The 19,143-nt window shown below is 67.0% G+C and carries 23 protein-coding genes; 9 read left to right on the forward strand and 14 right to left on the reverse strand.

Going from position 1 to position 19,143, the window contains the following annotated elements; genetic code table 11:
* Window positions 1-41 precede the first annotated feature (41 nt).
* From mepA to EN857_RS29785, 4 genes are all read right to left on the reverse strand, one after another.
* A complete protein-coding gene (mepA, locus tag EN857_RS29770; RefSeq protein WP_135859505.1) occupies window positions 42-1,148 on the reverse strand; it encodes a penicillin-insensitive murein endopeptidase in 1,107 nt (368 codons plus the stop codon).
* 82 nt (window positions 1,149-1,230) lie between these two features.
* The gene (locus EN857_RS29775; RefSeq protein WP_135859506.1) at window positions 1,231-2,136 is read right to left on the reverse strand and encodes an SDR family oxidoreductase; all 906 of its coding nucleotides are present in this window, start codon (window positions 2,134-2,136) and stop codon (window positions 1,231-1,233) included.
* A complete protein-coding gene (gene queG, locus EN857_RS29780) occupies window positions 2,133-3,287 on the reverse strand; it encodes a tRNA epoxyqueuosine(34) reductase QueG (protein WP_135859507.1) in 1,155 nt (384 codons plus the stop codon). The genes EN857_RS29775 and queG overlap by 4 nt, the downstream gene beginning before the upstream one ends.
* Complete coding sequence (locus EN857_RS29785) at window positions 3,268-3,960, reverse strand: glutathione S-transferase family protein (RefSeq protein WP_127310994.1); 693 nt, start codon at window positions 3,958-3,960, stop codon at window positions 3,268-3,270. The genes queG and EN857_RS29785 overlap by 20 nt, the downstream gene beginning before the upstream one ends.
* Window positions 3,961-4,114: 154 nt before the next feature.
* Between EN857_RS29785 and EN857_RS29790 the strand changes: the two genes are divergently transcribed.
* Entirely contained in the window at window positions 4,115-4,921 is an 807-nt protein-coding gene (locus EN857_RS29790; RefSeq protein WP_127287370.1) for an undecaprenyl-diphosphate phosphatase, read from the forward strand.
* A gap of 5 nt (window positions 4,922-4,926) precedes the next feature.
* Here the strand turns inward: EN857_RS29790 and EN857_RS29795 are convergent, their stop codons facing one another.
* On the reverse strand, window positions 4,927-5,304 hold the full coding sequence (locus EN857_RS29795; protein WP_135859508.1) for a YraN family protein: 378 nt from the start codon (window positions 5,302-5,304) through the stop codon (window positions 4,927-4,929).
* Window positions 5,297-6,205 carry a 16S rRNA (cytidine(1402)-2'-O)-methyltransferase gene (rsmI, locus tag EN857_RS29800; protein WP_135859509.1) on the reverse strand — a complete coding sequence of 303 codons (909 nt, stop codon included), beginning with the start codon at window positions 6,203-6,205 and terminating at the stop codon, window positions 5,297-5,299. The genes EN857_RS29795 and rsmI overlap by 8 nt, the downstream gene beginning before the upstream one ends.
* Before the next feature lie 164 nt (window positions 6,206-6,369).
* Here rsmI and EN857_RS29805 point away from each other — a divergent pair, with 164 nt between their 5' ends.
* Window positions 6,370-6,564: a hypothetical protein gene (locus tag EN857_RS29805; RefSeq protein ID WP_127393228.1), complete on the forward strand. Its 195-nt coding sequence runs from the start codon at window positions 6,370-6,372 to the stop codon at window positions 6,562-6,564.
* Between the two features lie 73 nt (window positions 6,565-6,637).
* Here the strand turns inward: EN857_RS29805 and EN857_RS29810 are convergent, their stop codons facing one another.
* The 6 genes from EN857_RS29810 to rph form a co-directional block, all read right to left on the reverse strand.
* The gene (locus EN857_RS29810; protein ID WP_127284849.1) at window positions 6,638-7,075 is read right to left on the reverse strand and encodes an EamA family transporter; all 438 of its coding nucleotides are present in this window, start codon (window positions 7,073-7,075) and stop codon (window positions 6,638-6,640) included.
* A 127-nt stretch (window positions 7,076-7,202) separates the two neighbouring features.
* A complete protein-coding gene (locus EN857_RS29815) occupies window positions 7,203-7,523 on the reverse strand; it encodes a low molecular weight protein tyrosine phosphatase family protein (protein ID WP_135859510.1) in 321 nt (106 codons plus the stop codon).
* Between the two features lie 59 nt (window positions 7,524-7,582).
* Entirely contained in the window at window positions 7,583-8,740 is a 1,158-nt protein-coding gene (hemW, locus tag EN857_RS29820; RefSeq protein ID WP_135859511.1) for a radical SAM family heme chaperone HemW, read from the reverse strand.
* A 1-nt stretch (window position 8,741) separates the two neighbouring features.
* Window positions 8,742-9,389 (reverse strand): RdgB/HAM1 family non-canonical purine NTP pyrophosphatase, encoded by a 648-nt coding sequence (gene rdgB / locus EN857_RS29825; protein ID WP_135859512.1) that lies wholly within the window; start codon window positions 9,387-9,389, stop codon window positions 8,742-8,744.
* Complete coding sequence (locus tag EN857_RS29830) at window positions 9,389-9,799, reverse strand: VOC family protein (protein WP_135859513.1); 411 nt, start codon at window positions 9,797-9,799, stop codon at window positions 9,389-9,391. The genes rdgB and EN857_RS29830 overlap by 1 nt, the downstream gene beginning before the upstream one ends.
* A 183-nt stretch (window positions 9,800-9,982) precedes the next feature.
* Complete coding sequence (gene rph / locus EN857_RS29840) at window positions 9,983-10,699, reverse strand: ribonuclease PH (RefSeq protein ID WP_127284854.1); 717 nt, start codon at window positions 10,697-10,699, stop codon at window positions 9,983-9,985.
* Between the two features lie 136 nt (window positions 10,700-10,835).
* Between rph and hrcA the strand changes: the two genes are divergently transcribed.
* The 6 genes from hrcA to EN857_RS29870 all read left to right on the forward strand — a co-directional run bounded on the left by hrcA (window position 10,836) and on the right by EN857_RS29870 (window position 16,531).
* Window positions 10,836-11,918, forward strand: a complete 1,083-nt coding sequence (gene hrcA / locus EN857_RS29845) for a heat-inducible transcriptional repressor HrcA (protein WP_127284855.1) — start codon at window positions 10,836-10,838, stop codon at window positions 11,916-11,918.
* Between the two features lie 81 nt (window positions 11,919-11,999).
* Window positions 12,000-12,197 (forward strand): hypothetical protein, encoded by a 198-nt coding sequence (locus EN857_RS29850; RefSeq protein WP_127284856.1) that lies wholly within the window; start codon window positions 12,000-12,002, stop codon window positions 12,195-12,197.
* Window positions 12,198-12,311: 114 nt separating this feature from the next.
* Window positions 12,312-13,661 carry a sorbosone dehydrogenase family protein gene (locus EN857_RS29855; RefSeq protein ID WP_135859514.1) on the forward strand — a complete coding sequence of 450 codons (1,350 nt, stop codon included), beginning with the start codon at window positions 12,312-12,314 and terminating at the stop codon, window positions 13,659-13,661.
* Window positions 13,662-13,987: 326 nt separating this feature from the next.
* On the forward strand, window positions 13,988-14,605 hold the full coding sequence (locus EN857_RS29860) for a LysE family translocator (RefSeq protein WP_127284858.1): 618 nt from the start codon (window positions 13,988-13,990) through the stop codon (window positions 14,603-14,605).
* A gap of 195 nt (window positions 14,606-14,800) precedes the next feature.
* Window positions 14,801-15,781, forward strand: coding sequence for a cysteine synthase A (gene cysK / locus EN857_RS29865; RefSeq protein ID WP_135859515.1), 981 nt, complete (start codon window positions 14,801-14,803; stop codon window positions 15,779-15,781).
* Between the two features lie 129 nt (window positions 15,782-15,910).
* Entirely contained in the window at window positions 15,911-16,531 is a 621-nt protein-coding gene (locus EN857_RS29870; RefSeq protein ID WP_135859516.1) for a glutathione S-transferase family protein, read from the forward strand.
* A 9-nt stretch (window positions 16,532-16,540) separates the two neighbouring features.
* On the opposite strand, the gene EN857_RS29875 is transcribed toward EN857_RS29870, so the two are convergent.
* Complete coding sequence (locus EN857_RS29875) at window positions 16,541-17,224, reverse strand: TetR/AcrR family transcriptional regulator C-terminal domain-containing protein (protein ID WP_135859517.1); 684 nt, start codon at window positions 17,222-17,224, stop codon at window positions 16,541-16,543.
* 181 nt (window positions 17,225-17,405) lie between these two features.
* On the opposite strand from EN857_RS29875, the gene EN857_RS29880 reads away from it, so the two are divergent.
* Window positions 17,406-17,894 (forward strand): RidA family protein, encoded by a 489-nt coding sequence (locus EN857_RS29880; RefSeq protein ID WP_135859518.1) that lies wholly within the window; start codon window positions 17,406-17,408, stop codon window positions 17,892-17,894.
* Here the strand turns inward: EN857_RS29880 and EN857_RS29885 are convergent.
* The gene (locus tag EN857_RS29885; protein WP_135859519.1) at window positions 17,891-19,138 is read right to left on the reverse strand and encodes an RNA polymerase sigma factor; all 1,248 of its coding nucleotides are present in this window, start codon (window positions 19,136-19,138) and stop codon (window positions 17,891-17,893) included. The two genes, EN857_RS29880 and EN857_RS29885, sit on opposite strands and share 4 nt — an antisense overlap.
* Window positions 19,139-19,143 lie beyond the last annotated feature (5 nt).

Genomic DNA, 19,143 nt, shown 5'->3' on the forward strand with positions numbered 1-19,143 from the left:
GGGCGGCGCCTGCTTCGACAATCAGCCTGGAATGCCTGGCGTCAGTTTTCCGGCCTTGGCCGTGGCAGTGGAATGCCGATTTTCGGGGTCGGCGCAAAAGCGCTTGCCGAGGCCGGCAGCGCCGCGGCACCAACCGGCACCATCGGTTCCGCCACGGGCGGCGGCGGCTCGGCGGCCGCGATCGGCAGGTCGTTCCCCGCGATCGGTGGGCCGTCGCCATGATAGGTGACGGCTTCCGCCGAAGCCGGGTTTGGCGCGTCGAGCACCGCCCGGCATTCCTTCGGCAGGTTCGCCATCGTCATGATGTCGCGCGCCTTCGGCGCGTCCGGGTTCTTGTTGGGGCGCCACGGCTCCGCGGTGAACCACCAGGCCAGCGGCTTGCCGCAGCCGTCATCGGTCGGCGTCGCTTCCTGCGCCTTGCAGCCGTGCGAGCCCGGCTGGCAGCCGATGCGCATGTGGAAATGATAGTCGTGGCCCCAGAACGGCCGGATCTTGCGCAGCCAGGAACGGTCGCCCTTCACCGTGTCGCACAGTTTCTTCTTGATGCCCGGATTGACCAGGATACGCTCGACCTCGGGGTAGCTCGCCGCGCGCTTCAACAGTTGCGTGTGCCGCGTCGTCCACAGCGCGTCCTTCACCAGATGCGTCTTCTCGTCGACCATCAGGGTGGCGCTCATCGATTCGCGCTGCGCCATCGACAGCGGCCGGCTGGGCATCGGCGTCAGCCAGATGTCGGCGTCGAGACCGATCTGGTGCGAGGCGTGGCCGGTCAGCATCGGCCCGCCGCGCGGCTGCGAGATGTCGCCGATCAGAAGGCCGGGCCAGCCGTCGGCATGCGCGTCGCGCGCCAGCTTCTCGATCAGCGCGATCATCGCCGGATGGCCCCAGCGGCGGTTGCGCGAGGGGCGCATCACTTCCCAGCTCGGTCCGTCCATCGGAATGGCGACGCCGCCGGCGAAGCAGCCCTTGGAATAGAAGCCGAAGGATTGCGCCGCCGCCACCGCCGGCAGCTTCTCGGCCCCGAACAGGTCTTTTGCCCGCGGCTCTGCCGTTAGCGCGCCCGCCGCCAGCCCGGCCAGCGCCAGGATCGCCAGCGTCGCCGTCAGGAACGGCCGTCTGACGGGCAATGATCGCAACGAGGTCACCATGAAGCCGCATCCCTCTCCTGTCGCGCCGCCCGAGCCTCGAGAGCGGCCGCGACGCGAATCATAGCATGCCCGGCGCCGCGCTTTAATCAGCGCGTTTAATCGGGCTGCGCGGCTCGCCCTCGCGCCAGCTGCCGTCCGCCCACATTTGGTCGAGGGCCGAGCGGTAGTCGGGGAAGGCAAAGCGATAGCCGGCCGCCTTGATCGCGGCGTTGGAGACGCGCTTGTTCTCGCCGTAGAAGGAGCGCGCCATCGGCGAAAGCTGCGCCGTCTCGAAGGCGATTTCCGGCGGCGGCTCGACGCCCATCAGGCCGGCGGCATAGGCGACGACATCCTGCGGCGGCGCCGGCTCGTCGTCGGTGACGTTGAAGATGCCGCCGCTATTTTTCCCGGCCAAATGCCAGAGCGCGCCGGCGATGTCGTCGCAATGGATGCGGTTGAACACCTGGCCGGGCTTGACCAGCCGTCTGGCGGTGCCGTCGGCCAGGTTGACCAGCGCGTTGCGGCCCGGTCCGTAAATGCCGGAGAGGCGCAGGATCGCCACCGGCCGGCCGATCTCCTGGCCGAGCTTCAGCCACTCCTGTTCGGCGGCCACCCGCATCACCGAGCGCTTCGACACCGGTCGGCACTCGGCCCTCTCGTCCACCCAGCCGCCGCCATGGTCGCCATAGACGCCGACGGTGGAGAGATAGGCGATCCATTCCAGGGCCGGCATCGCTGCGATCGCCTCGCGCGCGGCGCCGAGCACCGGGTCGCCGGCCTCTTCCGGCGCCACCGAGACGATCAAATGGGTGGTCGTTTTCAAGGCCTCGCCGATCTCGGCCGTCAGCGCGCCGTCGAAGCGCAGCGGCGCGATGCCGGCCTGGCCGAGCACCGCGAACTTCTCCGGCGAGCGCGTCGTGCCGCGGATTGTCACCCCATCCCGGCTGGCGCGGGCGAAGGCCTTGCCGGAATAGCCGGCGCCAAAGACGAAGAACTGCTTTTCACTCATGCATGGACCTTTGCTGGCTGCGCCGACAGCCATTCGTCGCGCACCGTCATGTCATCTTCGGTTGCCAGGGCGGTGGCGGCGCGCTCGGCGAACTCGGTGTCGGGTAGAAGCCTGGACAGCGCCCAGACGGCCGCACCTCGCACCAGCGGCGAGGCGTCGCCCAGCAAGGCACGGACTGCCCCCGCCAGCGCGGCATCGCCCGAATTGCCGGCGGCGATCAGCACATTACGGATGAAACGGTCGCGACCGATGCGCTTGATCGGCGAACCCGAGAAAAAGCTGCGGAAGGCCGCGTCGCCGAAGCTGAGCAGCTCCGCCAGCGGCGGCTCGCGCAAATCCGCGCGCGCGGCAAGCTTCGCCTCCGAGGCGGTGCGGGCGAACTTGTTCCACGGGCAGGCGGCGAGACAATCGTCGCAGCCATAGATGCGGTTGCCGATCTTGTCGCGGAATTCGCGCGGGATCGGCCCCTTGTTCTCGATGGTGAGGTAGGAGATGCAGCGCCGCGCGTCGAGCCGGTAGGGTGCCGGAAAAGCGTCGGTCGGACAGGCGTCTAGGCAGGCGCGGCAGGAGCCGCAATGGTCCTGCTCCGCCGTGTCGGGCTCCAGCTCCGCCGTGGTGAAGATGGTGCCGAGGAACAGCCACGAGCCGTGCTGGCGGCTGACCAGATTGGTGTGCTTGCCTTGCCAGCCGAGGCCGGCGGCCTCGGCGAGCGGCTTTTCCATCACCGGCGCGGTGTCGACGAAGACTTTGACGTCGCCGCCGGCCTTTGCCACGATCTTGCCGGCGATCTCCTTCAGCCGGCCCTTCATAATATCGTGATAGTCGCGGTTCTGCGCATAGACCGAGATCGCGCCGCGGTCGCGCCTTGCCTGCAGCTTGCGCGGATCGTGGTCCGGCCCGTAGTTCATGGCCAGCACGACGATCGAGCGCACTTCGGGCCACAGCGTCGATGGTTCGGCCCGGCGTTCGATCGTCTCGGCGATCCAGCCCATCGAGCCATGAAAACCGTCGGCGACGAATTCGGCGAGCCTGGCCGGCGCCAGCGGGATGGCATCGGGCCTGGTGACGGCGACGGCGTCGAAACCGGCGCGCCTGGCCTCGCCGTCGATCAACGCGCGCAGGCTGTGCGTCCTAGAAATCGAGGTCCGCATAATGCGACACCGGCGACAGGCCGCGCACCCGGTCGGACAGAAGTGGCCGGAACGAGGGCCGTGACTTCACCCTTGTATACCATTCCCGCGCCGCGGTGTGCTCGCGCCAGTCGATCTCGCCCAGATAGTCGAGCACCGAAAGTGCGGCCGCTGCCGCGAGGTCGGCATAGGTCACCCTGCTGCCGGCCAGCCAGTGGCGGGTGCCGGCCAGCCAGTTGGTGTACTTCATGTGCTGGCGGATATTGGCGCGGGCGGCGCGGATCGCCGCCGAATCGGGCGAGCCGCCGCCGGCCGTCTCCGGCATGATCGGCTTCAGCACGCGCTCGCGCACCAGGTGGCGGGTCACCTCGCTCTCGGCCTTGTTCAGGTACCAGTCGGTCAGCCGGCGGATCTCGGCGCGCTCCATCGGGTCCTCGGCGAACAGCCGCTTGTCGCGCTTCAGCACGCCGCGCGTCTCGTCGAGATACTCGGCGATCACCATGGCGCCGACGATCGGCACGTCGCCCTCGGCAAGCAGGATCGGCAAGGTTCCGGCCGGGTTCAGCGCCAAAAACTCCTTGCGCCGCGTCCACGGCTTTTCCTCGATCAGCGCCAGCTCCTCGCCATATTCGCCGAAGGCGAGGCGCACGAACCGGCAGGAGGCGAACATCGGGTGGTGGAAGAGCGTCAGCATGGTCCCGCGATAATAAGGCGCACTGGCGAATCGCCGGCCGCGCCGGTAAGTCTTGGCCGCCCGCAAAGCGGACCGTCAGGGTGCTGCGACCTATAGGGGGACTTCCGCGCCATGACAAGCAAGCCCTTCTTTGAGTCCCAATCCCGAGGTTGCCATGGATAGCCAGACCATCGTCGAAGCGCTGCTGCTCGGCCTGCTGGAGGGCCTGACCGAGTTCATTCCGGTGTCTTCGACCGGCCACATCCTGCTCGCCGGCCATTTCCTCGGCTTCCATTCGACCGGCAAGGCCTTCGAGATCCTGATCCAGCTCGGCGCCATCCTCGCCATCCTCAGCGTCTATTTCAAACGCCTGTGGCAGATGCTGCTCGAACTGCCGCACGACCGGCTGACCAGGCATTTCGTCATCGGCATCCTCATCGCCTTCCTGCCGGCGGCCATCATCGGCGCGCTTGCGCATGACTTCATCAAGACCATCCTGTTCGAATCGCCGCGGCTGATCTGCATCATGCTGATCATCGGCGGCGTCGTCCTGCTTCTGGTCGATCGGATGAACCTCAAGCCCGTCTATCGCGACGTCGAGCGCTTCCCGACGCGGCTCTATCTGCAGATTGGCCTGTTCCAGTGCCTGTCGCTGATCCCCGGCACCTCGCGCTCCGGCTCGACCATCGTCGGCGCGCTGCTGCTCGGCGTCGACAAGCGCGCGGCGGCGGAATTCTCCTTCTTTCTCGCCATCCCGACCATGGTCGGCGCCTTCGCCTTCGACCTGTTCAAGAACCGCAACGTGCTGACCTCGGCCGACCTGCCGATCATCGCCATCGGCTTCGTCGCCGCCTTCGTCACCGCGCTGTTCGTCGTCCGCTTCCTGCTCGATTACGTCTCGCGCAACGGCTATTCGCTGTTCGGCTGGTGGCGGCTGGTGGTCGGCGGGCTCGGGCTGGTGGCGCTGATGATCTGGGGGTAAGCCCCTCAATTCCTTCCATAAAACGCGTTCTCGACATGCACCGGCCAGCGCCAGGGCAGCACGGCCACCATGTCGAAGCGCGCCGACAGTCTGCCATAGTCGGGCTGGCGCGACAGCCAGAGGTCGGCGGCGGCCTCGATGCGGCGCTCCGATTCGTAGGCGATCGCCTCCATCGCTTCCATCAGCGAACGCCGCGCCTTGACCTCGACGAACAGCACCAGGTCGCCGCGCCTGGCGATCAGGTCGATCTCGCCGAGCCTTGTGCGGTGGCGCCGCGCCAGGATCCGGTAGCCCTTCAGCATCAGCGCCAGCGCCGCCAGCCATTCGCCGCGATGGCCGCGCCGATAGGCTTTCAGGCGGCTGGCGGCCGGGCGCTCAGCCACTGCTGTCCTCTGCCGAGGTGTCCCTGAGCTCCAGCAGCCGCCGATAGAGCGCCTGCTTCTGGCCGCCGGTCATCTTCGCCGCTTCCGCTGCCGCCTTGGAGGCCGGCATTTCGGCGGCGAGCGACAACAGCAGCCGGTCGATGTCTTCAGGTTCGTCGGCCTTCGCCTCTGCGGGACCGACGCAGATGACGATCTCGCCCTTCGGCGTGTCGGCCGCCGCATAGTGGTCGGCAAGGTCCCGCAGCGTGCCGGTCCGCGTCTCCTCGAAGGCCTTGGTCAGCTCGCGGCCGATCGCCGCCCGGCGTGTGCCGCCCAGCGCCTCGGCCATCGCCGCAAGCGTCTCGGCCAGCCGCCTGGGCGACTCGAAGAAGATCAGCGTCGCCGGTACCTGCCTAAAGCTTTCGAGTTTCGTCAGCCGCTGGCCGGTCTTTACCGGCAGAAACCCGGCGAACAGGAAGGCGTCGGAGGGCAGGCCGGACGCGGTCAGCGCCGCCAGCGCCGCCGACGGGCCCGGGATCGGTACGACGCGGATGCCATGGTCGAGCGCCTCGCCGACCAGCCGGTAGCCGGGATCGGAGACCAGCGGCGTCCCGGCGTCCGAGATCAGCGCCACGCTCTGCCCGGCCTCGAGCGCCGCGATCAGCTTCGGTCCGGCCTCGGCGGCATTGTGCTCGTGATAGGCGGTGGTGCGGCGGCGGATGCCGTAGCGCTCCAGCAGCACGCGCGACACGCGCGTGTCCTCGCAGGCGACGATGTCGGCGGCGGCCAGCGTCTCCAGCGCGCGCAGCGTGATGTCGGCGAGGTTGCCGATCGGCGTCGCCACCAGATAGAGCGCCGGCGCGAGCGGCCGAGCCGCGATCTCGGTCTGCCCGATCACATAGCTGCGTTTGTCGCCGGTCACCCTTGGCCCTCCATCCGGCCTGTTTGGCACGGCTGGTGCCCGGTTGCAAAACGTGACGACGAAGTAATGTCGCCCGCCATGCCTTTGCCATAGTGCGGAACGAAACCGTCACCGGCGAATTTTATCCATGAGTCTCGCATGTGTGAGTCTCGTGGAGGCACAGGATGGATAGCCTGAAGATTCAGGACGTTTTCGAGCCCTATTATGCGGGCCGCAAGCGTTTCGCCATGCGAAGGGACAAGTGCCTGCCGGCCAGCGCCGATGACGCCGCCGGTAAAACCGAGGCCGGCAAGCGGCGTTTGCGCCGCCGGCCGAAAACCAGGCTCAAGGCCGCAACCGATAGCACGACGGAGCACTGACCGGACGATGCCCAATCGCTTCGATATTTTCATCACCCGTCTCGAAACCAGGAACACCCGCGAAGGCGCGCCGCTAGCCCCGATAGGCGACCAGCACCGCCCCCGCCGCGATAAGGCCGACGCCAAGCCAGTTCGCTCCAGAGAGGCGCTCGCCGAGAAAGACCGCGCCAAACACCGCCACAAGCACGACGCTTAGTTTGTCGATCGGCGCCACCTGCGCCGCGTTGCCGATTTTCAGCGCGCGGAAATAGCAGAGCCACGAGGCGCCGGTAGCCAATCCGGAAAGACCGAGGAACAGCCACGTTTTTCCGGAGATCGATGCCAACGGCTGGAACTGGCCGCTGGCGGCGAGAATGGCCGCGAGCACGACCAGGATGATGGCGGTGCGGATCAGGGTGGCAAAATCGGAATTGATGGTCTCGATGCCGACCTTGGCGAAAATCGCCGTCAGCGCGGCGAAAGCCGCCGACAGCAGCGCCCAGAATTGCCAGGAAGAAGCGGTCAGGTTCATTCGGGTGGCCTTGTCGGTTTTCTGTCCGCAATTGCGTTAACCGGATACCGCGAAACGCGCACCACCAGAAGCGCAATCGGCAGGGCTTGGAGATTGGCTGCGCCATCAGCGCTGGCACACCGCTTCTTTACAGATATCGCGGCACCTTAGCCTCGAGCAGCCGCACCAGCTCAGGGTCCATGAACTCGTAATTGTCCGGAATGTCGAGGCAGATGACCCTTGCCCGCTTCAGGCTCGTCTTGAATTTCTTCTGCAGCTTGGCGCGGTGCGCCTTTTCCATCACGAAGATGATGTCGGCCCAGGCGACCAGCTCATGCGTCAGCGGATTGTCGGCATCGTGATTGGTGCCGGCCGAAGCGACCTCGATGTCGCGGCGGCCGGAAAACACCTGCTCGGCCGTCGGGCTGCGCAAGCGGTTCTGGCTGCAGACGAAGAGGATGTTCTTCAAGGGCTTTTACTCAAGCATGATCTTGTCCGAAAACCGGCTTCCACTTTTCGGGATCATGCTCAGCGCGCCAGGTCCGCCACCACGGCATCGAGCACGATCATGCCGGCCGTCGTCGCGCGCAGCCGGGAATTGCCGACCGGCGCGACAAGCCCCTCTTCCTGCAGCACCGACAGCCTGGCACTGGAAAGCCCGCGTCCGGAAAACGCCTCGTAGCGCGCAAGATCGATGCCTTCGGCCAGCCGCAGCCCCATCAACAGGAACTCGTCGGCTTCCTCGGAACGCGTCAAAATCTCGCCGCCGGTGACGCCATGGCCCTTGGCCTCGACCAGATTGGCCCAGGTTTCCGGCATCCTCTCGGCGATCGTGACCGTGCGGCGCCCGTTCTCGACGAAACGGCCATGCGCGCCGGGGCCGACGCCGACATATTCGCCGTAGCGCCAGTAGGTCAAATTGTGCCGGCTTTCCGCGCCAGGCCTGGCGTGGTTGGAAATCTCATAGGCCGGCAGCCCATGCGCGGCGGTCACCTCTTGCGTCAGCGCGTAGAGATCGGCGGCATGGTCGTTGTCGGGAATGGTGAACTTCTTCGCCGCGTGCAGCGCGTGGAACGGCGTGCCTTCCTCGATGGTGAGCTGGTAGAGCGACAGATGGTCCGCGGCATGGCCGATCGCCTGCTCGAGCTCCGCTCGCCAAGCCTCCGGCGTCTGGTCGGGCCGCGCATAGATCAGGTCGAAGGAGAGGCGCGGAAAGATCTCGCGCGCGAGCCCGATGGCATGCAGCGCCTCCTCGACATTGTGCAGCCGGCCGAGAAAGCGCAGATCCTTGTCGTTCAGCGCTTGCACGCCGAGCGACACGCGGTTGACGCCGGCGGCGCGATAGCCGCGGAAGCGCTCGGCCTCGACCGAGGACGGGTTGGCCTCCAGCGTCACCTCGATGCCATCAGGCACCGTCCAGTTCCTCGCCACCGCATCCAGCACGGAGGCCACCGTCTCCGGCTTCATCAGCGACGGCGTGCCGCCGCCGAGGAAGATGCTGGTCACCTCGCGCGGTCCAGTGCGGGCGCGCATGGTCGCGAGCTCCGTCGCGAACGCGCGCGCAAAACGTTCCTGGTCGACCGGCTGATGGCGGACATGGCTGTTGAAGTCGCAATAGGGGCACTTGGCCGCGCAGAACGGCCAGTGGATGTAGACGCCGAAGCCGGGGCTGCGGTCGAGCAGCATCTCAGGCCGATCCCAACCTGGCGCGCGCGAATTTCTGGAAGGCGCGGGCGCGGTGCGACAGCGCCGTCGGCTGGCCTGGCTTCCAGCGGTGTTTTTGCTCGGCGCTCATCTCGCCGAAGGTCTTTTCGAACCCATTGGGCAGGAACACCGGATCGTAGCCGAAGCCGAGCGTGCCGCGCGGCGGCCACACCAGCGTGCCTTCGGCCTCGCCGCGATAATATTCGGCCTCGCCGTCGGGAAACGCCAGGCAGATGACGGCGACGAAACGGCCCGTGCGCTGCGCGGCTTCCGCCGCGCCGACCTCCTGCAGCGCCACTTCCGTGCGCTGCATGGCCATGCCGAAGTCGCGGCTGCCGTCGGGCGTCTCGGCCCAGTTGGCGGTGTAGACGCCGGGCGCGCCGTCGAGCGCGTCGACGCAGAGGCCGGAATCGTCGGACAGCGCCGGCAGGCCGGTGGCCTTGGCCGCGGCATATGCCTTGATGTAGGCGTTCTCCTCGAACGTCGTGCCGGTCTCGTCCGGCTCGGGCAGGCCGTACTCCTTGGCCGATTTCGCCTCGAAGCCGAACGGCGCCATCAGGTCGGCGAACTCGCGCAGCTTGCCTTCATTGTGGCTGGCGACGACGATCTTGTGTCCGTTCAAAGAATGCATCACAGGCCCCAGATCCTTGGCTCGGCGAATTCGATCGAATTGCCCGAGGGGTCGCGAAAGTAGATCGAGCGCCCGCCTTGCGGCCATTCGAAGTCGCTTTCGATGGCGATGTTCCGCGCCGCGAGGTGCTTGCGCCAGCCGGCGATCTCGTCGGCGCTGGCTGCAAAGCAGAGATGGCCCTCGCCCACCGTGCCATGCGCCGGCACCTTCAGCCTGGCGTCCGGCGCCGGCGGGATTTTGGTCGCCTCGGCGTTGAACAGCAGCAGCACGCCGGTCCCGCAGCGGAAGAAGACGTGACGGCCTTCGACCCTGGCGATCAGGTCGAGGCCGAGGATGTGGGAATAGAAGGCTTCGGCGGCATGCAAGTCTGTGACGTAGAGCGCCGATTCAAGGATCGCGGAGGGTATCACGAAGCCCCCCTCTCTGCCCTGCCGGGCATCTCCCCCTCAAGGGGGGAGATTGGCTGTATCGATTGCCTTAGCCAATCACCGGCGTAGCCAGATGGGAGCCGGCGTGGCAGCTTCCAATCTCCCCCTTTGAGGGGGAGATGGCCGGCAGGCCAGAGAGGGGGGCCCAGGCTCGGCATTTGACTGCTAAGCCACCGCCATCTGCTGCAAACTCACCAGGCGCGAAATTCCCTTCTTGGCCAAGTTCATCAGCGCCGCGAACTGGTCCTCCGAGAACGGCTCGCCCTCGGCAGTGCCCTGGATTTCGACGATGCCGCCCTTGCCGGTCATGACGAAATTGGCGTCCGTTCCGGCCGAGGAATCCTCGAGATAGTCGAGATCGATGACCGGCTGGCCGTCATGGATGCCGCAGGAGATCGCCGCGACGTGGTCCTTCAGCACCTTGGAAACGCTGGCCATCTGGCGGGCTTCCATCCAGCGCAGGCAGTCATGGAGCGCCACCCAGCCTCCGGTGATCGAGGCGGTACGGGTGCCGCCATCGGCCTGGATCACGTCGCAGTCGACGGTGATCTGCTGCTCGCCCAGCGCCTGCAGGTCGACCACGGCGCGCAAGGAACGGCCAATCAGCCGCTGGATCTCCAGCGTGCGGCCGCCCTGCTTGCCGGCGGAGGCCTCGCGGCGCATGCGTTCGCCGGTCGAGCGCGGCAGCATGCCGTATTCGGCCGTCACCCAGCCCTTGCCGGAATTGCGCATCCAGGCCGGCACCTTTTCCTCCAGGCTGGCCGTGCACAGAACATGCGTGTCGCCGAACTTCACCAGGCACGAGCCTTCGGCGTGCTTGGAGACGCCGCGCTCGAAGGAGATGGCGCGCATTTCGTCGGATTGGCGTTTGGAGGGGCGCATCGAGGCCTCTTGTCTCTGGTTCTTAAGGATTCGTGGCCGGCTTGTAGACGCATGCGGCGCATGGCGCAAAGGAAAATGGACCGGGTTGCGCGGGCACCGGCTAAGTCTATATTTGAACCGGAGGTTTTTGGCTCGAATGACCAAGGCAGTCGATCCGGCATCGCAGTCGCCCGTGCTTCAATCGCTCGATATGCGCTCGCGCGACATCTTCAGGCGCATCGTTGAATCCTATCTCAGGGATGGCGAGCCCGTCGGTTCGCGCAGCCTGTCGCGCATCCTGCCCTCTTCGCTGTCGCCCGCCACCATCCGCAACGTGATGAGCGACCTCGAGCATCTCGGCCTGATCTACGCGCCGCACATCTCGGCCGGCCGCCTGCCGACGCAGACCGGCCTGCGCTTCTTCGTCGACGCCTTCATGGAGCTCGGCGACCTCTCCGACGACGAGCGCCGCATCATCGAGGCGCAGGTGCGCGCCTCCGGCTCCGGCGCGTCGCTGGAACACATGCTGACCGAGGCCAGCCAGATGCTGTCGGGCATGTCGCGCGGCGCCGGCCTGGTGCTCGCCGCCAAGAACGAGGTGGCGCTGAAGCACATCGAATTCATCCAGCTCGAGCCGACCAAGGCGCTGGCCGTGCTGGTGTCGCAGAACGGCGATGTCGAGAACCGCGTCGTCGACCTGCCCGCCGGCACCACCGTCTCGCAGCTGCACGAGGCGTCCAACTTCCTCAATGCCCACATCCGCGGCCGCACGCTGGCCGAGGCGCGCGTCGAGATCGCCCGCATCAAGGACGAGACCAGGGCGGCCCTCGACACGCTGTCGCAGGACCTGGTCGAAAAGGGCCTCGCCGTGTGGGCCGGTGCGGAAAGCGGCCTGCCGGCGCGCCTCATCGTGCGCGGCCGCGCCAATCTGCTCGAAAACGTCACCGCCCAGGCCGACATCGAGTTGCTGCGGCATCTGTTCGAGGATCTGGAGACGCAGGACGGCTTGATCCAGCTGCTCGACCTCGCCGAAGAAGGGCCGGGCGTGCGCATCTTCATCGGCTCGGAAAACAAGCTGTTTTCGCTGTCGGGCTCGTCGCTGGTGGTGGCGCCCTATCGCGACAAGGATGCCCGCGTCGTCGGCGCGCTCGGCGTCATCGGCCCGACGCGGCTGAACTACGCCCGCATCGTGCCGATGGTCGACTATACCGCGCAGCTGATTTCGCGCATGTTGCGGTAAGGTGTGCGATATCCGGGTGAGACCGGCCTGACCTGGATCTCAACACACCCTGGAAGGCACAAGCAGCAAGGGAGCAAAAGAATGGCGCTGGAATCGCTCAAGGCCCAGATCAGCCTGCTGCTCGAGGAAATGGTCAACCAGCCCGAGGACCAGCACGAGATTCAGGAGCAGCTGCGCGAGAAGCTGCAGGAATTGCGCGCCATGGGCCTGCCGCTGCCGGCCGATCTGGTCGAGCTGGAAAAGCGCCTGGACGATGATTTCTACGCCGAAGGCAGCTGAAACCATCCCTCAAATCGGCGTGTGCCTGGTGTCCCAGGCGGAACGACCGCCGCATCCGCCCGTTCACCATTCGCGACGGCGCCGTGTGCGGCGCCGAAACCCCTGGAGGCCAGGATGATCCGATTTGCCGGCCTTGCGGCTGCCGCCTTGCTGCTTGCAACGACGGCCTCTGGCCATCAGGCCGGCGAGCCGGTGCTGACTGGCAAGAGGGCCTTCGGCGACTGGAAGGCCGACAGGCCTGGCGTGCGCCGGCTGATCAGGCCGGATGATCTGCAAAAGCCCTATGTCAGCCGCTCCGCGTCGAACGGCGCCGGCCTGGCGGATCGGCCGGAAGGCGCCAGGCCGTTCGTGCCATCAGGCTTTTCCGTCGAACTCGTCGCGTCGGGCATCGACAATCCGCGGGTCGTGCGCGCGGCGCCCAATGGCGACCTGTTCGTCGCCGACAGCAAGGCCAGCCAGATCCGCGTCTATCGCCTCGCCGAAGGCAGCGCCAGGCCGGCGCAGGAGGCGATCTTTGCCACCGGCCTGACCCGGCCCTACGGCATCGCCTTCTATCCGCCGGGCGACAAGCCGCAATGGGTCTATGTCGCCAACAGCAACAGCGTCGTGCGCTTCGCCTATCGCGACGGCAACCTCAAGGCCGAGGGCAAGCCGGAAACCATTGTCCCGGACATTCCCGCGAACCATCACTGGACGCGCGACATCGCCTTTTCGCTTGATGGCAAGACGCTCTATCTGTCGGTCGGATCGGGCTCCAACGTCGCCGAGGACATGGGCGCCGAGCCTGAAGGCGGGCTCGAGCAATGGGCGACGTCGGCGCCGCTCGGCGCCACCTGGGGCCCGGAGGAAGGCCGCGCCGACGTGCTGGCCTTCGATCCGGACGGCAGCAACCGGCGCAGCTTCGCCACCGGCTTGCGCAACTGCTCCGGCATGACCGTGCAGCCGCAGACGGGCGCGCTCTGGTGCGTCGTCAACGAGCGCGACGAGCTCGGCGACAACGTGCCGTTCGAATACGCGACGGCGGTCAGGCAGGGCGGCTTCTACGGCTGGCCCTGGTACTATATCGGCGCCAACGAGGACCCGCGCCACGCGGGCGCGCGCCCCGATCTTGCCGGCAAGGTCACCGTTCCCGACGTACTGCTGCAGGCGCATTCGGCGCCGCTCAACATCGCCTTCTATGAGGGCGGCAGCTTCCCGGCCGACTACAGGGGCGATGCCTTCGTCGCTTTGCACGGCTCCTGGAACCGCGGCGTGCGCACCGGCTACAAGGTGGTGCGGTTGAAATTCAAGGACGGCAAGCCGACCGGCGAGTATGAGGATTTCGCCACCGGCTTCGTCATCTCCGACGACGACGTCTGGGGCCGGCCGGTCGGCGTCACCGTCGCCAAGGACGGCGCGCTGATCCTCACCGAGGACGGCAACGGCACCATCTGGCGCGTTACCTATGGCGACGGCCGGTCCTGAGAAGCCTTACGCTGGTCGACCCCCACTCCGTCTCGGCTTCGCCGAACCACCTCTCCCCCGATCGACGGGGGAGAGGAAAGGCGCCAAGCTTTTTTGCAGTCAACGCTCGCCAAGTAAGGCCCCCTTCCTTTCCCTCCGGAGGGGGGAAAGGTGGCGCGGCGGAGCCGCGACGGATTGGGGGAACCACGTGGCAATCAAGCCTCGGGCCGTCAGTTAGCCTTGTAAGGCGAAGACCACGATGGTCTGGTGCAATGGATTCCGACCGTGAGGGAATTCAACCCCCGCCTGTTCCATGCGATAAGACCCTCCGATCTGGAACCTTATCCATGACGCTCACCGGATTCCTCGCCTACAGTGCAGCTCTCGGCATCGCCGCCGCCATTCCGGGTCCCGGCGTCACCGCGCTTGTGGCGCGGGCGCTGGGTTCCGGCTTCCGCTCGTCGCTGGCGATGTCGTTCGGCCTGATCCTCGGCGACCTCACCTACCTCACCGCCGTCATGCTCGGCCTCGCCTTCGTCGCGCAGACCTTCGGCATGGTTTTTCTTGCCATCAAATGGGCGGGTGTCACCTATCTCGCTTTCCTCGGCTGGCGCTTCTGGACCAGCGGCATCACGCCGGAGACTGTCGAGGCGCGCAAGGGCAAGGGCGGGCTCGCCGCCTCCTTCCTGGCCGGCCTGACGGTGACGCTCGGCAATCCAAAGACGATGATCTTCTATATCGCCATCACGCCGACCATCGTCGACCTGAAGGCGGTGACGCTCGCCGACTACGGCATCCTGGTCACGCTCACCGTCCTCGTCCTGCTGGTGGTGCTGGTGCCCTATCTGGCGCTGGCCGCCAAGGCGCGCTGGTTCCTCAAGTCGCCGCGCGCGCTGAAGGCGCTGAACCGCACCGCCGCCGGTTTCATGGTTGGCGCGGCGGCCGCCATCGCCGCCCGTCAATAGGCTGCAATCTCAACCGGTCTCCATTTCGGGGAAAGCATTCCGCAAACGGGCCGATCCGGAAAATGCTTTTCCGGGGCGGCAGCGTTTTCAGCACGCGCCCCACTCGGATATTTTCGGCCGGCAGCCTATCTTGCGCGGCTGAAAGCCCTATTCTGTCGCTTGATGCAATTGCCTGCCTGACCTGGGAGCGAAACAATGAACAAGCCCGTCACCTCCGCGCGCGTGCCCGGCCGCGGCCGCGTCTTTAATTCGATCACCGAGACGATCGGCGACACGCCCCTGGTGCGGCTCGACAAGTTCGCCAAGGAGAAGGGCATCGTCGCCAATCTCCTGGCCAAGCTCGAATTCTTCAACCCGATCGCCTCGGTCAAGGACCGTATCGGCGTTGCCATGATCGAGGCGCTGGAAGCCTCCGGCAGGATCGCCCCCGGCAGGACGACGCTGATCGAGCCGACCTCCGGCAACACCGGCATTGCGCTCGCCTTCGCCGCCGCCGCCAAGGGCTACAAGCTGATCCTGACCATGCCGGAGACGATGTCGGTCGAGCGGCGCAAGATGCTGGCGCTGCTCGGCGCCGAGCTGGTGCTGACCGAAGGTCCCAAGGGCATGAAGGGCGCCATCGCCAAGGCCGATGAGCTTGCCGCCACCTTGCCGGACGCCATCATTCCGCAGCAGTTCGAGAATCCGGCCAACCCGGAGATCCACCGCCGCACCACGGCCGAGGAGATCTGGAACGACACCCAGGGCGAGGTCGACATCTTCGTCTCCGGCATCGGCACCGGCGGCACCATCACCGGCGTCGGCCAGGTGCTGAAGAAGCGCAAGCCTTCGCTGCATGTCGTCGCCGTCGAGCCGGAGGCCTCGCCGGTGCTGTCCGGCGGCCAGCCCGGCCCGCACAAGATCCAAGGCATCGGCGCCGGCTTCGCGCCGAAGATCCTCGACACCACGATCTATGACGAGATCGTCAGGGTCTCCAACGAAGATTCCGTCGCCAATGCGCGGCTCGTCGCCCGCCTCGAAGGCGTGCCGGTCGGCATCTCGTCGGGCGCAGCACTCCAGGCGGCGATCGTCGTCGGCTCGCGGCCGGAGAACAAGGGCAAGACCCTCGTCGTCGTCATCCCGTCCTTCGCCGAGCGCTACCTGTCGACGATCCTGTTCGACGGGCTGGGGGCTTAAGCAGCCTCGACCGACCTTCGCGGGACGCTGGACCGCTGAAAAAACCCGTGTGGCGTCAGCGTGGCGCTTGAGCGCCGCGCGTCTTCCGGTGCAAATCTCCCGCGGCCCGCGCGGCCATTGGGAGGATTCATGTACAGACTTTACACGCGCCCCGGCAGCGGCGGCTTCGTCGTCGAGGCGGCCCTTGCCCTGGCGGGCGCGCCGTTCGACCAGGTCGACGTGCCGAAGAAGGACCCGCCCGACCAGGCCTTCCTCGAGATCAGCCCGTTGAACCAGGTGCCGGTGCTGACCTTGCCGGACGGCCGTTCGATCACCGAGTCGGCGGCGATCTGCATCCTGCTCGCCGAGCGCCATCCGGAAGCCGGACTGGCGCCGGCGGCGGGCTCGCCGGCCCGTGCCGACTTCCTGCGCTGGATGGCCTTCATGTCGTCGGTCCTCTACCCGGCGGGGCTGCGCTTCTACTATGCCCATCGCTACACCGCGGCGCCGGACGGCGTGGAGGCGGTGAAGCAGGCCGCGCTGGCCGAGATGGATCGCGGCTTTGCCATCCTCGACAAGGCCCTTGCCGGCCGCGACTGGCTGGTCGGCGAGCGGCTGTCGCTGGCCGACGTCTACCTGGTCATGCTGGCGGCCTGGCATCCCGAGATCGGCAAGGTCGCCGCCGCCTGGCCCGATATCGAGCGCCTGTGGGCCAGGCTGCGCGATCATGACCTGATCCGCAAACTGAATGCCGCCCACGCAATGTGGTGAGCGGGACGTTTATCCTGGCGCGAGGCCGTCGAGCAGGAAACCGAGGCCTTTGCGGAAAGCGCCATCCCAGTCGTCGTCCAACAGCAGCCGGGAGCGTTCGATTGTCGCGTAGCGCTCGCTGAGACGGGTGAGGCGCTGCTGCGCGGCGGCCCTGTCGTCGTCCGACAAGTCGAAGCTCGCCCGGGTGATGGTGGCGCCCATCACATAGTTCCAGAGCGACCATATCGCGGCGTTGATGTCCGCGTCCGCCACGCCGGCCCTGGACAAAGCCTTGCTCAGCAGTTCCAGCCGACTGAGGATGTTCGGGCCAAGCGCCCGGCGCGGCAACAGCGATGCCGACCAGGAATGGCTGAGCATGCTGGCGCGCCAGTCCTCGAGTATGTGAACGATCTCGCCGCGCCAGTCTTCGGACTGAGGTTCTTGCGGCGATCCGCGATATTCGAGCACCGCGTCGAGCGCCAGATCGAAGACATCCTCCTTGCTGTCGACGTGCCAGTACAGGCTCATCACGCCCGAGCCGAGGCGATCGGCCAGCCGACGCATCGTCAATCCGTCGATCCCTTGCGCGTCCAGCAACTCCACCGCGGTGGCCACGATACGTTGCCGGGACAGAGGCGGTTCGCCCGCGGGCCGTGGCGGCTGACCTGGCCGCCGAGACCGTTTGCTTCGGGCGCCGCCGCGTTTGGCTGCCATTCGTCTTCCTCGCGTGTCGAGCCGCGATTCTGGCAGGCAACGTCAGGAATGTCGATGCCGCGCGGTTGACTCGTACATCGTACCATACGATGACTCGAACGCCGTACGAGTCGCGTGCGGCGGTGAACCGAATTGCGATCGTGGGTGCGTTGCCCGCTGCCCGCGGAGCCAAGAGAAACTCATGCCACGCTCAATCAAGCACCTGCTCATCGGAGGGCTAATCATCATGACCATCGGAGTTCCCGTTGCGACGGCAGCGAATGAGGACGATCGCAAGCTGGCCATCGTCAATCCGCGAAACCTCCACGACCCGTCGCCGAATGGCTACAGCACGGCGGTGATCATGCCCCGGGGAGCACGGGTCGCCTACATTTCCGGGCAGGGCGGCCAGGACAGCACGGGCGCCTTGTCACCAGACTTCGCCGTCCAGGTGAAACAGGCCTATGCGAACCTGCGCGCCGCGCTGGAGGGGATTGGCGCGAAACCCGATCAGGTCGCCAAGCTCACGGTCTTCGTGGTCGATCACGACATGTCCAAGCTCGAGGTGCTGACCAGCAACGTCAAGGACATGTTCGGCAAGGCGCTGCCGGCGCAGACGCTGGTTCCCGTTCCCAAGCTGGCGATCGACCCCATGCTGTTCGAGGTGGAGGCCGTGGTCGTGCTTGATTAGAGCATCGTGAGCTTCGCCCGCTTTTCCTGCAGGAAGCGGCGCACGGCCGGGTCGCGTTCGAGGCCGATCGCGCGGTCGTAAGCCTCGGCCGCCAATCCGGTCGTGCCGAGCCTCGCCAGCAGACCGGCGCGGGCAGCCCAATAGGGCTGATAGTCATCCAGCCGCTTGTCGTCACCCAGCACGTAAAGCGCCGCCAACCCGCCCGCGGCGCCCTCATCCTCGGCGATCGCCACGGCGCGGTTGATCGCCACGACAGGCGAGCCGGCGAGGGCCAGCAGCGCGTCGTAAAGCTGGCGGATCGCTGCCCAGTCGGTGCGGCCGCCGCGCCGCCGCGCCGTGTGGGCCGATTGCACGGCCGCCTCCAGCTGGTAGCGGCCGATGATCTCCTTGGCGGCGGCACGTTCGAGCAGGTCTTCCGCCTCGTCGATCAGCGTGTCGTCCCAGAGCGCGGTGTCCTGCTCGGCAAGCGGCACGAAGTCTCCGTCCGGGCTGCGCCGCGCCGCCCGCCGCGCTTCGGCGAACAGCATCAGCGCCAACAGCCCTACCGCCTCCGGCTCGTCCGGCATCAGCGAAGCCACCAGCCGGCCGAGCCAGATGCCCTCGGTGGCGAGGTTGCGGCGCCGCGTCTCGGTGCCGGCGGGATCGGTCCAGCCTTCGGCGAAGGCGGCGTAGATCGCCTCCAGCACCGCGTCCAGCCGCTCGCCGAGCTCGGCCCGCTCCGGGACCCGGAACGGAATGCCGATCTCGCGGATGCGGGTCTTGGCGCGCACCAGGCGCTGGCCCATCGTCGCCGGCGAGACCAGGAAGGCCGAAGCGATGGTCGCCGCGTCGAAGCCAAGGATGGTCTGCAGGATCAGCGGCGCGCGCACGCTCGCCTCGATCGCCGGATGGGCGCAGGCAAACATCAGCCGCAACCGTTCGTCCGGCAGCTCTTCGTCGGTCATGCGGGCCTCCACCTCCTCGGCGATCAGTTTGAGATGATCGCGCGCCGCCTCGCCGGTCTGCCGCCGCCGCACCGCGTCGACGCCCCGTCGGCGCGCCACCGCGAGCAGCCAGGCTTCCGGCTTTTCGGGCACGCCGGTCCGCGGCCAGCGCTCGAGCGCCGCCGCGAAGGCATCCGCCAGCGCGTCCTCGGCGCCGGCGACATCGCGCGTGCGCGCCGCGAGAAAGGCGACCAGCTTGCCGTAGCTTTGCCGGGCGGCCGCTTCCGCCGCCGCCCGCGCGATCTCCGGGCGATTGTCCATCACGG

The organism is Mesorhizobium sp. M4B.F.Ca.ET.214.01.1.1, assembly GCF_004791545.1.
Lineage (GTDB): Bacteria > Pseudomonadota > Alphaproteobacteria > Rhizobiales > Rhizobiaceae > Mesorhizobium > Mesorhizobium abyssinicae.